Here is a 12,560-nt window from a genome sequence, read left to right on the forward strand (position 1 = left end):
GGTCCGAGGAGGAAGCGGATTGTGACTGTTCGCACGTCTCTTGATTGAGATTCGTGGCAGCGCCCCTCACTTCCAGCGGGGAAACCCCACCACCAGCGGTGCTGCGCCAGCAGGGCCGCTCGCGGCGCATCAGGATGCAACGGTGCCGTATTGGCCGCGGAAGAATGTCAGCGGGACGCCGTCCTGGCAGCGGAAGGCGTTGACGCGGCCGACGATGATCACATGGTCGCCGCCGTCGTGCAGCGCCTCGCGGGTGCATTCGAACACGGCGAGCGCGCCCTGGATCGCTGGCGCACAGGCTTCGCAATCCTCCACCGGCACGGCGCCGAGTTCGCCCTCGCCCGCCTGCGCGATGGCTTCCGCCGCCTGGCGCGCCGTCTCGCTGAGGACGCTGACGGTGAATTCGGCCGCCTTGGTAAACGTCTCGTAACGACGCGAGGTTTTGCCGATGCACCACAGGATCAGCGGCGGATCGAGCGACAAGGAGGCGAACGAATTCACGGTGATGCCGCGCCAGTTGCCCGCGCTGCCGGCGGTCACGACGACGATTCCGGTCGCGAAGCTGCCCAGCGCACTGCGGAAGGCCCGCCCGTCGAAGTTCATGAAAATCCCGGGTTAAAGAATCGGTTAATTCGGTTGAGGCATTCTCTCGAGGTTAGGCGAGGTGGGGGAAAGCCTCAAGCCGGGCGACGAGGATACGGAATTGGCGGACCAGCCGATAGTCATCAAGCGGATCAAAAAAGCCGAGCACGGCCACCATGGCGGTGCCTGGAAGGTCGCCTATGCCGACTTCGTGACCGCGATGATGGCCTTCTTCCTCTTGATGTGGCTCATCAATACCACCACGCCGGAGCAGAAGCGCGGCATTGCCGACTATTTCGCGCCGCAGTCCATTTCCCAGACGGTGTCGGGCTCCGGCGGCGTGCTCGGCGGCAAGGTGATGGGCCAGGAAACGGCGCACGCCGGCGGTGCCCAATCGATGTTCCAGCGCAATTCGCCGCCATCGAAGAGTTCGGCCGAGAAATCGCTGCAGAACGGCTCCAGCCAGGGCGGCGCGACAGCGAGCCAGGGCAACGCCGCCGACTCGCAGGCCGCCAACAAGGACGGGCAGAACACCGCCACCTCGATGCAGAACGGCGATTTCGCCCACGCCGCTGAAGCCATCCACCAGGCGATCGCCGACAATCCCGATATTTCGGCGCTGTCGAAACAGGTGGTGGTCGACCAGACGCCCGACGGCATGCGCATCCAGCTCGTCGACCAGGACGGACGGCCGATGTTCCAGCAAGGCACGGCCTCGCCGATGCCCTATACCCGTAAACTTCTTGAGACGATTGCCAAGGTGATCGACCGCCTGCCCAACCGCGTTTCGATCGCCGGTCACACCGAGGGCAAGGCATTCGTCGGGCCTAACGGCATGACGAACTGGGAGTTGTCGGCCCAGCGCGCCAACGCCGGCCGCGCCATCTTGACGGCGTCAGGATTGCCGTCCGACCGCATTTACGAAGTTGCCGGTAAGGCCGGATCGGAGCCGCTGCTGCCGGAAGATCCCAACGCGTCGGCCAATCGGCGCCTGTCGATCGTGTTGATGCGCGAAGCGCCGCCCGCTCCGATCGGCCGTCAACTCTAATTACAAATACTGACACGCAAGGCTGGCGTAGACGGCGGTTTTCTTGCCATAGTGTTTTGCGCTTGGTCGGGCTTTACACCGTGACAGATCAAAAGACCGCACGGGTTCCGCAGTTTTTCCTTACCCCTGGGGGGCCCTGTCCCTATCTGCCGGGGCGAACGGAAAGAAAGGTGTTCGCGCGCCTCACCGGCACGCTGGCCCAACCGCTCAACGAAGCGCTGACGCATTCCGGTTTCCGCCGCAGCCAGACCATAGCCTATCGCCCGGCGTGCGATGCGTGTTCGGCCTGCGTTTCGGTGCGCATCGTCGTGGACGGCTTCGACATGTCGCGCAATCTGCGCCGCATCGCCAAGCGCAACAGCGATCTCGTACGCACCGTGGTTCCGCCGGAAGCCACGCGAGAACAATTCGCGCTGCTGCGCACTTATCTCGACTCCCGCCATTCCGGCGGCGGCATGTCGGATATGGGGCTGTTCGACTACGTCGCCATGGTGGAAGAGACGCCCGTCTCCACCCACATCGTCGAATACCGCCAGCCCGACGGCGCCGGCCGGGGCCGCCTGGTCGCCTGCGCCCTGACTGACGAACTGCGCGACGGGCTGTCGATGGTCTACAGCTTCTTCCACCCGGGCGAAGACTCCCGCAGCCTGGGCACCTACATGATCCTCGATCACGTCCAGGCGGCGCGCGCCGGCGGCATGCCGCACGTCTATCTCGGCTATTGGGTGCGAGGCTCGAAGAAGATGGCCTACAAATCGCGCTTCAAGCCGATGGAAGCCCTCACCCGCGAGGGCTGGGAACCACTCAGCGAAGAGTAATCACTCGCCGCCGAACCGCACCTTCCATTCGGCAAGCTGTTCGTCGCTCACCTTGGCAAACAACACGTCCGGCGGCGTGATCGCATGGCCGGCTTCGAGCTGGTTGAGGAACTCGGCCATCGGGCGATCGGGCCACGGAATGATCGCCGGCGCCGGCGCGATCGCTTCGTGGATTTTCTTCGCCGAAGCCGGGATCACCGGCCACGACAGATGTGCGAACAGCCGCACGAGGTTGAGCCCCATGCGCACGCCCACCGCCGCCTTGACGCGGTCGGTCTTCACATGCGTCCACGGCGCCGCCTTGGTGAGGTATTCGTTGCCCGCCACCCAGATCGCGCGCAGTTCGCCGAGCGCCTTGCGGTATTCGATGTCTTCCAGATAGCCGGCGTACTGCGTCACCCGCTTGTCGAGCTCGGCGATCAGCGCCTTTTCGTCGTCGCCATACTCGCCCTCGCCCGGCACCTTGCCCTCGAAGCGCGACACCGTGAATCTGGTGACGCGGTTGACGAAATTGCCGAGCACGTCGGCGAGGTCCTTGTTCACGACGGCCGCAAATTGCTCCCAGGTGAAGGAGCTGTCGGCGCTCTCCGGCGCATTCGCCATCAACCACCAGCGCCAGTAATCGGCCGGCAGCAGGTCGAGGGCGGTGTTCATGAACACGCCGCGCTTCTGCGAGGTGGAGAACTTGCCGCCATAGTAGGTCAGCCAGTTGAAGCCCTTGATGCGGTCGACCAGCTTCCAGTTCTCGCCCGAGCCCATGATGGTGATCGGGAAGCCGACGGTGTGGAACGGCACGTTGTCCTTGGCCATGAACTCGACATAGGTGACGTCCTTGGCATCGGCCGGGCGCCACCACTTCTGCCATTCGCTGTCCGGAAGCCCACGGGCGTCGGTGCACTCCTTGGTGGCGCCGATATATTCGATCGGGGCGTCGAACCAGACGTAGAACACCTTGCCCTTGAGCTGGCCGTCGGCGATGTCGTCCGGCACCGGCACGCCCCAGGCGAGGTCGCGGGTGATGCCGCGGTCGTTGAGGCCCTCGTCCAGCCACTTGCGGGCGATGGAAAGCACCAGATTCGGCCAATCGCGTTCGTGGCTGTCGATCCAGGCGCGCAAGGGCTCGACGAAACTCGACTGCTTGAGGAACAGATGGGCGCTGTCGCGGATCTCGATTTCCTTGGAGCCCGACAATGCCGAACGCGGGTCGATCAGGTCGGTCGGGTCGAGCACCCGGGTGCAATTTTCGCACTGATCGCCGCGGGCGCGGTCGTAGCCGCAATGTGGGCAGGTGCCGATGACGTAGCGGTCGGGCAGGAAGCGCTTCTCGGCGTGGGAATAGACCTGCTTGGTGGTGCGGACCTCAAGATGCCCGTTCTGCCACAACACGCGTGCCAGATGCTGGGTCAGATCGCGGTTCTGCGGTGACGACGAACGGCCGAAATAGTCCCACGACAGGTCGAAACCCTCGCCCAGCGCCTTCTGGATGTCGTGCTGCTCGCCGCAATAGGTGGCGACGTCCTGTCCCGCCTCCAGCGCCGCCAGTTCCGCCGGCGTGCCATGCTCGTCGGTGGCGCAGATGAACAAGGTCTCGTCGCCCTTGGCCCGGTGGTAGCGGGAATATACGTCGGCCGGCAGCATCGAGCCGACCAGATTGCCCAAATGCTTGACGCCGTTGATATAAGGAAGAGCGCTGGTAATCAGATAGCGGGTCATGCCGGGGTGCCAATCGAGCCGTTAGGTGGGTGGTGCCGGCTACAGGACTCGAACCTGTGACCCCCTGATTACAAATCAGGTGCTCTACCAGCTGAGCTAAGCCGGCTCCGGTGTCGGAATACGACGGGGCGGCGCGGGACGCAACCTTGCGGCTGATCCTGCCGCTCTGCCAAGGTCTTATCGGTTGCCGCGGGCTGTTGAAATCGGGGCGTAATTTAATTTCGGGGACGCCGGGCGGGTGCTCGGCGGCGAATTGCCCTGGATAAGTCACCTCCGTTTTCGTTTGCAACCAAAGATGTGTGGTGGACCCGGACCTTCGCTCTCGTAATCCGGGTCGTTTGGCGGGGAGGCCTTCACACGCGGAGTTCGGTTGACCGGGTTGACGCCCGCCGCAGCGTTCCGGTTGGACGAATTTCCACATGTCGAGATTGCAGTCTCGGACCGAAGGGGCTGGTCCTTGAGCGCGCGGGGGGTTCTAAAGCGGGCGACGGCGGCGCGGCGGCCGCGGCTCGACGTGACGGGGCGAGCGGCGCGCCCCGACAAATCAGTCCTGGTCAATCGCGCTACCATGGGATTGGCGGAAGCCTGGCCGCATCTGTCGGCACGCCAGGTCGCGACGCCAACCCAAATGATCGTCATCGCCGGCGTGGTGATCGCCGTGGCAGCGGCAGCGGTCGCCCACCCGACGGCAGCCGCCAACGTCATCGTCGCCGTGATGTCGGCCGGGTTTATCGTGAGCCTGGGGCTGCGCTTGGGACTGGCGTTCTGCGGCCGGCGGATGGACGCGGCGGCGACGGCTGACCCCGGCCGCCTGCCCGTCTACTCGATCCTGGTGCCGGTCTATCGCGAAGCGGAGATGATCCCGCAGCTGGCACGCGCCCTCGGCGCGCTCGATTATCCCGCCGACAAGCTCGACATTTGCCTGGTGGTGGAAGAGGACGACGGCGAAACCCGTGCCGCGGTGCGGGCTGCCGGCCTGAAGCCCGTGATCGTGCCGGCGGGGCTGCCACGCACCAAGCCCAAAGCCTGCAATTTCGCGCTGCAAATGGCGCGTGGTGAATTCGTCGTCGTTTACGATGCCGAAGACCGCCCCGAACCCGATCAGCTTCTCAAAGCGGTGGCGGCGTTTCGCGCGGCGCCGGACGTATCCTGTTTCCAGGCGCGGCTCGCCATCGACCAGGCACCGGCGTGGATCTCGAAGATGTTCGCCGCGGACTATGACCTGTGGTTCCGCGCCTTGCTGCCGGGATTGGCGCAGCTGCGGGCGCCGATCCCCCTCGGCGGCACGTCCAACCATTTTCGGACGCGGGCGTTGGTGAACGCGGGCGCGTGGGACCCGTTCAATGTCACCGAAGACGCCGATCTCGGTGTGCGGCTGGCGCGGCTCGGCCATCGCGTCGCGATCCTGCAGTCGTCGACCTTCGAAGAGGCGCCGAAGAAGACCGCCACCTGGGTGCGCCAGAGAACGCGCTGGATGAAGGGCTATATGCAGACGCTTCTGGTCCACACCCGCCATCCGTGGACGCTGATCGGCGAGATCGGGGCGATCAAATTCGCGCTGATGGTAGCGGTGTTGGGCGGCGCGGTGTGGTCGGCGCTGGTCAATCCCCTGATGTGGCTGATCTGCATCGGTGGAGCGCTGCTCGCGCCCGACGACGGTGGCTTGCTGACGCTGCTGGCGCGCCTGTCGGGATCGACACTGCTGGTCGCCAACATTCTGATGGCAGCAACGGCAACGATGAGCGGCGGGCGCCGGCGATGCGAAGCGGCGATCGTGCTGACGTATCCTCTGTACTGGATGCTGATTTCGGCGGCGACATATCGGGCGCTCTGGCAGTTGCTGCGCGATCCGTTCCGTTGGGAGAAAACCCCGCACGGGGCCACCGGGCAGTGAAACGCGCTGCATTGCTCGTTCTGGCATCAGTATTTGCGGCAGGCGCTGCCGACGGCGGGGCGTGGACGCTGGAGCGCAACAAGTTCGCCTTCATCGCGGGCACCACCGCAAGCACCGCCGCACGGCGCTACGGCCAGGACGGTACGCTGGGCCGCCCGATCGTGTTCAACAAGCTGTTGCTGCAGAGCTGGATGGAATACGGCCTGACCAACGCCGTGACGATTTTCGCCGCGCCCGAATACGTGCTGGCGCAATCGAACATGGGCAGTCCCGGCGTGGCGAGCATCCACTCGGCGTCGGTGGAAGCCGGGTTGCGAGTGTTGCTGCTGTCGCACGTCGGCATGGTGTCGTTTCAGACGTCGGCGAAATCCGGCGGCGCCTTCGACATGTCGGTGTCGTCGAGCGGCGAAGCCGGCCGCCAGTTCGAAGCGCGACTGCTTTACGGCCGCAGTTTCAAGCTTTTCCGCCGCGACGCGTTCGTCGATGTCGAAGTGGCGCAGCGCTGGATCGCCCATCCCCGGCCCGACGAATTCGTCTGGGAAGGCACCGCCGGCTGCTGGGTGACGAAGAAGAACCTGGTGCTGGCGCAGAGCTTCAATTTCATGACCGACAGCACTGCACGCGCGCCGTACGAGCCTTACCGTCTGTCGAAACTGGAGCTGTCGTGGGTGCACCGCCTGTCGGCACGCTGGCTGCTGCAGTCCGGCTATTTCATCTCGCTGGCGGGCCGCAACATCGTGAGGGAACGCGGTGTGACGACCGCGATCTGGTTCCAGACCTGAGGGGCGTTGCGATCTACGGGCCGCGGACGCGCGCGACGGCGTCGACCCACCCGGCATAGAGCGCATCGCGGCGCGGCACCGGCATCGTCGGCACGAAGCGGTGATCGAGCTGCCAGCGCGCCGCTATGTCGGATTGGTCACGGAAAATCCCGGCCGTCAGACCGGCAAGATAAGCCGCCCCCATCGCCGTCGTTTCGGTAACGCACGGGCGCTCGACCGTGAGGCCGGTCAAATCGGCGAGGCGCTGGCAAAACCAGTCATTACCCGCCATGCCGCCATCGACCTTCAGCGCCTTGAGGGTGGCGATCTTGGCCGATGCCATGTCCTTGACCATCGCTTCCAGCAGATCGCGGGTTTCGAAACAGACGCCGTCGAGCGCGGCGCGGGCGATCTCGGCCGCACCGGCATCGCGGGTCAATCCGAGGATGGCGCCGCGCGCCTCGGGGTCCCAATACGGCGCGCCGAGACCGGTGAATGCCGGCACGAAATACAGGCCATCCACCTCGCGAGCCTCGCGCGCCAACGCTTCCACCGCCCCTGCCCGGCCGATGATGCCGAGGCTGTCGCGCAACCATTGCACCACCGCGCCGGCGACGAAAATGCTGCCTTCCAAGGCGTAGTGCGCCTTGCCGCCAAGCCGCGCGGCACAGGTCGCGAGCAGCCGGTTCTGCGAGGCCGGCGGCAGCGCGCCGGTCGGCGCCAGCGCAAAACAGCCTGTGCCATAGGTCGATTTGACATCGCCTGGCGCGAAACACGCCTGCCCGATCGCCGCCGCCTGCTGATCGCCGGCAATGCCGAGGATGGGGATTGGTACGCCGAATACATCCGGCGCCGTTTGTCCGAACACGCACGCGGTATCGCGCACCTCGGGCAACAGCGCGCGCGGGATGTTGAACAGCGTCAGCAAATCCTGGTCCCAGGCCAGCGTTTTCAAATTCAGCAGCATGGTGCGCGAAGCGTTGGTGACGTCGGTGGCATGGACGGCGCCGCCGGTCAGATTCCACAACAGCCAGCTGTCGACGGTGCCGAATGCCAGCTCCTCCACCCGCGCCCGCGCACCGGGGACGTTGTCGAGCAGCCATTCGAGCTTGGTGGCGGAAAAATAGGGATCGAGCAGCAGGCCGGTGCGCGCCGTGATCTCGCCGCCCAATCCGGCGGAGGCCAGCGTGCGGCAGCGCTCGGTGGTGCGCCGGTCCTGCCAGACGATGGCGTTGTGCAGCGCCTTGCCGGTGCGGCGGTCCCACAACAGCGTCGTCTCGCGCTGATTGGTGATGCCGAGACCTGCAACCATGGCGACATCGATGTCACGCAAAACCTCGCGGCAGCACGCCAGCGTTGCCCGCCAGATTTCCTCGGGATCGTGCTCCACCCAGCCGTTGGCGGGGTAAATCTGGCCAAGATCGATGGCGTGAAGCGTCAACAACGCACCGTCTGAATCGAACAGCGCCGCCCGGGTGGACGTTGTGCCCTGGTCGATGGCCAATAAAAATTTCTTGTCCATGTTAAGGAATCGGATTGGTTTCCAGGCCGGTTAGCTTAATACGCTGTTAACGACAATTTGCTACAGGTGAAGTTCGTGCCAAAAGCCGGATTCGACGGGGCAATGACGTGGGACTGACAGCCAGAGACATGAGTGATATGGGCCGTTTGGCCCAGCTCGCCGCCAATCCGCAGGATACCACCCGCGAAGAAATCTATCTCGCCGTCGCCTCGCTTTACCGGGTCCAGGGCAACCATCTCAACGACCGCGAACGCGGCCTGATGCGGGATATCCTGCAACGGCTGACGCGCGACGTCGAAATGGCCATCCGCATCGCGCTCGCCGAACGGCTGGCGGAAGACACCTCGGCGCCCAACGACCTCATCCTGCTGCTCGCCGACGACACCATCGAAGTCGCCCGCCCCGTCATTTTGAGGAGCCCGCTGCTCACCGACGAAGACATGCTGCGGCTGATCGCGGACAACGACATCGCGCATCACGAGGCCGTCGCCGCCCGTCCCCATATCGGCGAAACCGTCACCGCCGTGCTTGCCAAATCCGAGACGGAAACCGTTCTGGTCACGCTCGCCCGCAACACCACCGCGCGCATTTCCGGCATCACCTTCGAAATCCTGGTCGACAAATCCCGCCAGTTCGTCGCGCTGCAGGAAACCATCACCCGCCGCGCCGACCTGCCGCCGATGCTGGCCGGCAAGATGTGCGGCTGGGTCTCCGACGCGCTCAAAACCTTCATCGTCCGCAATTATCCGATCGAGCACGCCAAGCTCGACGCCGCCATGACCTCGGCCGAGAAAACCGTCAACAGCGAACCGCCGGCCCCCAAGCCGACGCCCGCCGAGAGCGCCCACAAGCTGATCGAAAAGCTGTTCACCGCCGGCCAGCTCAAAGCGGGTTTCCTGCTGCGCGTGCTGCATCAGGGCCAGATCGACCTGTTCGACCTCGCCTTTGCCAAGCTGCTCGACATGCCGCTGCCCACGGTACGCCAGGTGCTCTACGAACGCGGCCCCAAGCCGGTCGCACTCGCCTGCCGCGCCGTCGGCATCGACCGCTGCGTGTTCTCGACGGTCTTCAAGCTGTCGCGCCAGGCCCGGCTGATGAAACCGCTCCTTACGGCAGCCGACCTGCAGATCGTCGACGGCGCCTTCGCCACCTACAGCAAGGCCTCGGCGCTGGAAGAACTCCAGGCGCTGACGAACTAGCGCCGAACCTGCTAGGGTCGGTCCATGATCGACCCGTTCGGCCGCTCCATCAGCTATTTGCGCGTCTCGGTCACCGACCGCTGCGATTTCCGCTGCGTCTACTGCATGGCGGAAAATCCGACCTTCCTGCCCAAGGCCGACATCCTGTCGCTGGAAGAAATCGAACGGCTGTGCGCCGCCTTCATCCGCACCGGCGTCGACCGCATCCGCATCACCGGCGGCGAGCCGCTGGTCCGGCGCGGCGTGCTGGGGCTGTTCGAGCGATTGGGACAGCGGCTCGGCAACGGCCTCAGCGAACTCACCCTCACCACCAACGGCAGCCAGCTACGCAACTGCGCCGAGCGGCTGGCGGCGGCGGGTGTGAAGCGCGTCAACATCTCGCTCGACACCCTCGACCCCGACACTTTCCGTGCCATCACCCGCTGGGGCGACCTCAACACCGTGCTGGCCGGCATCGACGCGGCGCAGGCGGCGGGCCTCAAGGTCAAGATCAACACCGTGGCGCTCAAGGGCGTCAACGAAGACCAGTACGAGCGCCTGATCCGCTGGGCCCACGGCCGCGGCATGGATCTGAGCCTGATCGAGATCATGCCGATGGACAGCGGCGCCGACCGCCTTGCCCAATACCTGCCGCTGTCGCTGGTCCGCGCCCGGCTGGCCGAACGGTTCGGGTTCGAGGAAAGCGGTCATCAAACTGGCGGACCGGCCCGCTACGTCCGGGTGGCGGAAACCGGCGGCCTTCTTGGCTTCATCACGCCCCTGACCCACAATTTCTGCGACCGCTGCAACCGGGTGCGCGTCACCGCAACCGGAACGCTTTACATGTGTCTCGGCCAGGATGATGCGGCCGATTTGCGAACGCCCTTGCGCGCCGCCCGCGACGACACAATGCTGGACAAAGCGATCGCGGCCGCCATACGACGCAAGCCGAAGGGCCACGATTTCATGATCGACCGTCGCCACCCCGCGCCGGCCGTAATGCGCCCGATGTCGATGACCGGGGGATGAACCCATGCGTTTGCACTTCGTGGCCACGGCGGTGCCGGAAGCCCAGTCAGCCCTCGCCAACCTGCGCCAGCTCTACGACGACAGCGGTCCCGAGAAGGCCGAGGTGATCGTCGCGCTCGGCGGCGACGGCTTCATGCTGCAGACGCTCCACTGCTTCCTGCACCAGGACAAGCCGATCTACGGCATGAACCTCGGCACCATCGGCTTCCTGATGAACGAGTACAACGAAGCCGACTTGCCCGACCGCCTCGCCAAGGCCGAACGCGCGGTGATCAATCCGCTCAAGATGCGCGCCACCACTGCCGACGGCGCCATCGACGGCCTCGCCTTCAACGAAGTCTCGCTGCTGCGCCAGACCCGCCAAGCCACCAAGCTGCGCATCCTGGTCGATGGCAAGGTCCGCATCTCGGAACTGATCTGCGACGGCGCCCTGGTGGCGACGCCGGTCGGTTCCACCGCCTACAACCTGTCCGCCCACGGACCGATCCTACCGATCGATTCCGCCCTGCTGGCGCTGACGCCGATCAGCGCGTTCCGGCCGCGCCGCTGGCGGGGCGCTCTTCTGCCGCACCGCGCCAAAGTCCGCTTCGAAGCGCTCGAAGTCGAGAAACGTCCGGTCAGCGCCGTCGCCGACGGGCTCGAAGTCCGCAATATCATGGCGGTCGACGTCGCCGAGGACCATTCGGTGTCGATGGTGATGCTCTATGACGCCGGGCGTAACCTCGATGAAAGAATCCTTACCGAACAGTTCCTCGATTGATACCGCTGCGCTTCACCAAACATTAGGCGGTGTTAAGTAAGCTCCGACCTCGTGCCCGGACAGCGGGCGGGGGCCTATGGACGGATTACACTTCGACCGACTGCGCGTTCTTATCGTCGACGACAATCAGCATATGCGAAAGCTGATTCTCGCGGTGCTGCAGGCTGTCGGCGTACGCGACATCTACGAAGCGGCCGACGGCGAACACGCCTGGAAAACCCTGCGCGACACCAATCCCGACGTCATCATCCTCGACTGGCAAATGGACGGCATGACCGGGCTCGAATTCATTCGTCTGGTACGCAACTCGCCGCGTTCGCCCAACGTCTTCGTGCCCGTCATCATGCTGACCGGACACACCCACATCGATCATGTGCGCCAGGCGCGCGATGCCGGCGTCAACGAATTTCTCGCCAAGCCGGTATCGGTGAAGGCCATCCTGTCGCGCCTGTTGTCGGTAATCGAATATCCCCGGCCCTTCATCCGCAACGACACCTATTTCGGCCCCTGCCGGCGGCGGCGGGCGGTGACCATTTATGCCGGACCGGAACGGCGCCAGAACCATCTCACACCTGTCGACTGACGAGCGAAAGAAGGCCCATGCCGATCCCCGACAACAAGGCCCAGGTGATCATCCCGCCCAATACGCTGAAGGCGAAGGTCGGCTCGTCGTCCGGCAAGATCGCGCTCGACCCTGACGTGCTCAAGCGGGCCGAAAAGGCGATGGACGATCTCAAGTGCGAGTTCTCCGACTGGCTCGCCCAGGACATCGCGGCACTATCGACGGCGCATGCGGTGTTCGCGAAAAATCCGACCCCGGTGAGTGCCGGTCACCTCTTCCGCGCCGCCCACGATCTCAAGGGGCAGGCGACCACGTTCGAGTACCCCTTGATCGCCCGCGTCGCCGCCTCCCTCGCCAAACTGATGGACGGCATGCAATCGTGGGACGCCGCGCCTCTGCCGCTGGTTTCGGCCCACATCGACGCCGTCACGGTGATCCATCGCGAGCGTATCAAGGACATCTCCAACCGCATCGCCCTGGTGCTGGCGGAGGAACTGGAGGGCCGCGTGATCAAAACCCTCGCGCAGGCTTCATAGCTCTGATCGGCACCAGTACCGTCGTCGCCACACCCGCCGCCATCGTCGCCGCCAACAGGGCGTAGAACCCGGATGCCCCGACCACGCGCATCGCGCCGCCGCACAACAGCGTCCCGGCGATCGAGCCGATCCCGAACAGCAGCACCAGCCCCGACGC

12 protein-coding genes, 1 tRNA gene and 1 pseudogene are annotated in these 12,560 nt (G+C 65.0%); 9 read left to right on the plus strand and 5 right to left on the minus strand.

Annotated features, from left to right (window positions below):
- Positions 1–129: 129 nt before the first annotated feature.
- The gene (locus AC1P6P_RS17620) at positions 130–603 is read right to left on the minus strand and encodes a flavin reductase family protein (RefSeq protein ID WP_481403753.1); all 474 of its coding nucleotides are present in this window, start codon (positions 601–603) and stop codon (positions 130–132) included.
- Between the two features lie 61 nt (positions 604–664).
- Here AC1P6P_RS17620 and AC1P6P_RS17625 point away from each other — a divergent pair, with 61 nt between their 5' ends.
- Together AC1P6P_RS17625 and AC1P6P_RS17630 are read left to right on the plus strand one after the other, a co-directional pair.
- Positions 665–1,630: a flagellar motor protein MotB gene (locus AC1P6P_RS17625; RefSeq protein ID WP_481403754.1), complete on the plus strand. Its 966-nt coding sequence runs from the start codon at positions 665–667 to the stop codon at positions 1,628–1,630.
- A gap of 80 nt (positions 1,631–1,710) precedes the next feature.
- Entirely contained in the window at positions 1,711–2,448 is a 738-nt protein-coding gene (locus tag AC1P6P_RS17630) for an arginyltransferase (protein ID WP_481403755.1), read from the plus strand.
- On the opposite strand, the gene metG is transcribed toward AC1P6P_RS17630, so the two are convergent.
- Positions 2,449–4,161 carry a methionine--tRNA ligase gene (gene metG, locus AC1P6P_RS17635; RefSeq protein WP_481403756.1) on the minus strand — a complete coding sequence of 571 codons (1,713 nt, stop codon included), beginning with the start codon at positions 4,159–4,161 and terminating at the stop codon, positions 2,449–2,451.
- 30 nt (positions 4,162–4,191) lie between these two features.
- A tRNA-Thr gene (locus AC1P6P_RS17640) sits at positions 4,192–4,267 on the minus strand.
- Between the two features lie 351 nt (positions 4,268–4,618).
- On the opposite strand from AC1P6P_RS17640, the gene AC1P6P_RS17645 reads away from it, so the two are divergent.
- Entirely contained in the window at positions 4,619–6,055 is a 1,437-nt protein-coding gene (locus AC1P6P_RS17645) for a glycosyltransferase (RefSeq protein WP_481403757.1), read from the plus strand.
- Positions 6,052–6,837: a hypothetical protein gene (locus tag AC1P6P_RS17650; protein WP_481403758.1), complete on the plus strand. Its 786-nt coding sequence runs from the start codon at positions 6,052–6,054 to the stop codon at positions 6,835–6,837. Before AC1P6P_RS17645 ends, AC1P6P_RS17650 begins: the two co-directional genes overlap by 4 nt.
- Before the next feature lie 13 nt (positions 6,838–6,850).
- On the opposite strand, the gene glpK is transcribed toward AC1P6P_RS17650, so the two are convergent.
- Positions 6,851–8,338, minus strand: a complete 1,488-nt coding sequence (gene glpK / locus AC1P6P_RS17655; protein ID WP_481403759.1) for a glycerol kinase GlpK — start codon at positions 8,336–8,338, stop codon at positions 6,851–6,853.
- A 128-nt stretch (positions 8,339–8,466) separates the two neighbouring features.
- Here glpK and AC1P6P_RS17660 point away from each other — a divergent pair, with 128 nt between their 5' ends.
- The 5 genes from AC1P6P_RS17660 (at position 8,467) to AC1P6P_RS17680 (ending at position 12,403) form a co-directional block, all read left to right on the plus strand.
- Positions 8,467–9,537, plus strand: coding sequence for a DUF2336 domain-containing protein (locus AC1P6P_RS17660; protein WP_481403760.1), 1,071 nt, complete (start codon positions 8,467–8,469; stop codon positions 9,535–9,537).
- A 24-nt stretch (positions 9,538–9,561) separates the two neighbouring features.
- The gene (moaA, locus tag AC1P6P_RS17665; RefSeq protein WP_481403761.1) at positions 9,562–10,545 is read left to right on the plus strand and encodes a GTP 3',8-cyclase MoaA; all 984 of its coding nucleotides are present in this window, start codon (positions 9,562–9,564) and stop codon (positions 10,543–10,545) included.
- 4 nt (positions 10,546–10,549) lie between these two features.
- Positions 10,550–11,305: an NAD kinase gene (locus AC1P6P_RS17670; RefSeq protein ID WP_481403762.1), complete on the plus strand. Its 756-nt coding sequence runs from the start codon at positions 10,550–10,552 to the stop codon at positions 11,303–11,305.
- Positions 11,306–11,381: 76 nt separating this feature from the next.
- The gene (locus AC1P6P_RS17675) at positions 11,382–11,888 is read left to right on the plus strand and encodes a response regulator (RefSeq protein WP_481403763.1); all 507 of its coding nucleotides are present in this window, start codon (positions 11,382–11,384) and stop codon (positions 11,886–11,888) included.
- A 17-nt stretch (positions 11,889–11,905) separates the two neighbouring features.
- On the plus strand, positions 11,906–12,403 hold the full coding sequence (locus tag AC1P6P_RS17680; RefSeq protein ID WP_481403764.1) for an Hpt domain-containing protein: 498 nt from the start codon (positions 11,906–11,908) through the stop codon (positions 12,401–12,403).
- On the opposite strand, the pseudogene AC1P6P_RS17685 reads toward AC1P6P_RS17680, so the two are convergent.
- Positions 12,378–12,560: pseudogene (locus AC1P6P_RS17685) on the minus strand (hypothetical protein); the annotation flags it as partial. The gene AC1P6P_RS17680 and the pseudogene AC1P6P_RS17685 overlap by 26 nt on opposite strands.

The organism is Rhizomicrobium sp., from assembly GCF_056722145.1.

Coding starts and splice junctions, on each gene's coding strand:
- AC1P6P_RS17675 (WP_481403763.1), top strand. CDS start 11,382: ATGGACGGATTACACTTCGACCGACTGCGCGTTCTTATCGTCGACGAC.
- AC1P6P_RS17680 (WP_481403764.1), top strand. CDS start 11,906: ATGCCGATCCCCGACAACAAGGCCCAGGTGATCATCCCGCCCAATACG.
- glpK (WP_481403759.1), bottom strand. CDS start 8,338: ATGGACAAGAAATTTTTATTGGCCATCGACCAGGGCACAACGTCCACC.
- metG (WP_481403756.1), bottom strand. CDS start 4,161: ATGACCCGCTATCTGATTACCAGCGCTCTTCCTTATATCAACGGCGTC.
- moaA (WP_481403761.1), top strand. CDS start 9,562: ATGATCGACCCGTTCGGCCGCTCCATCAGCTATTTGCGCGTCTCGGTC.
- AC1P6P_RS17670 (WP_481403762.1), top strand. CDS start 10,550: ATGCGTTTGCACTTCGTGGCCACGGCGGTGCCGGAAGCCCAGTCAGCC.
- AC1P6P_RS17660 (WP_481403760.1), top strand. CDS start 8,467: ATGAGTGATATGGGCCGTTTGGCCCAGCTCGCCGCCAATCCGCAGGAT.
- AC1P6P_RS17620 (WP_481403753.1), bottom strand. CDS start 603: ATGAACTTCGACGGGCGGGCCTTCCGCAGTGCGCTGGGCAGCTTCGCG.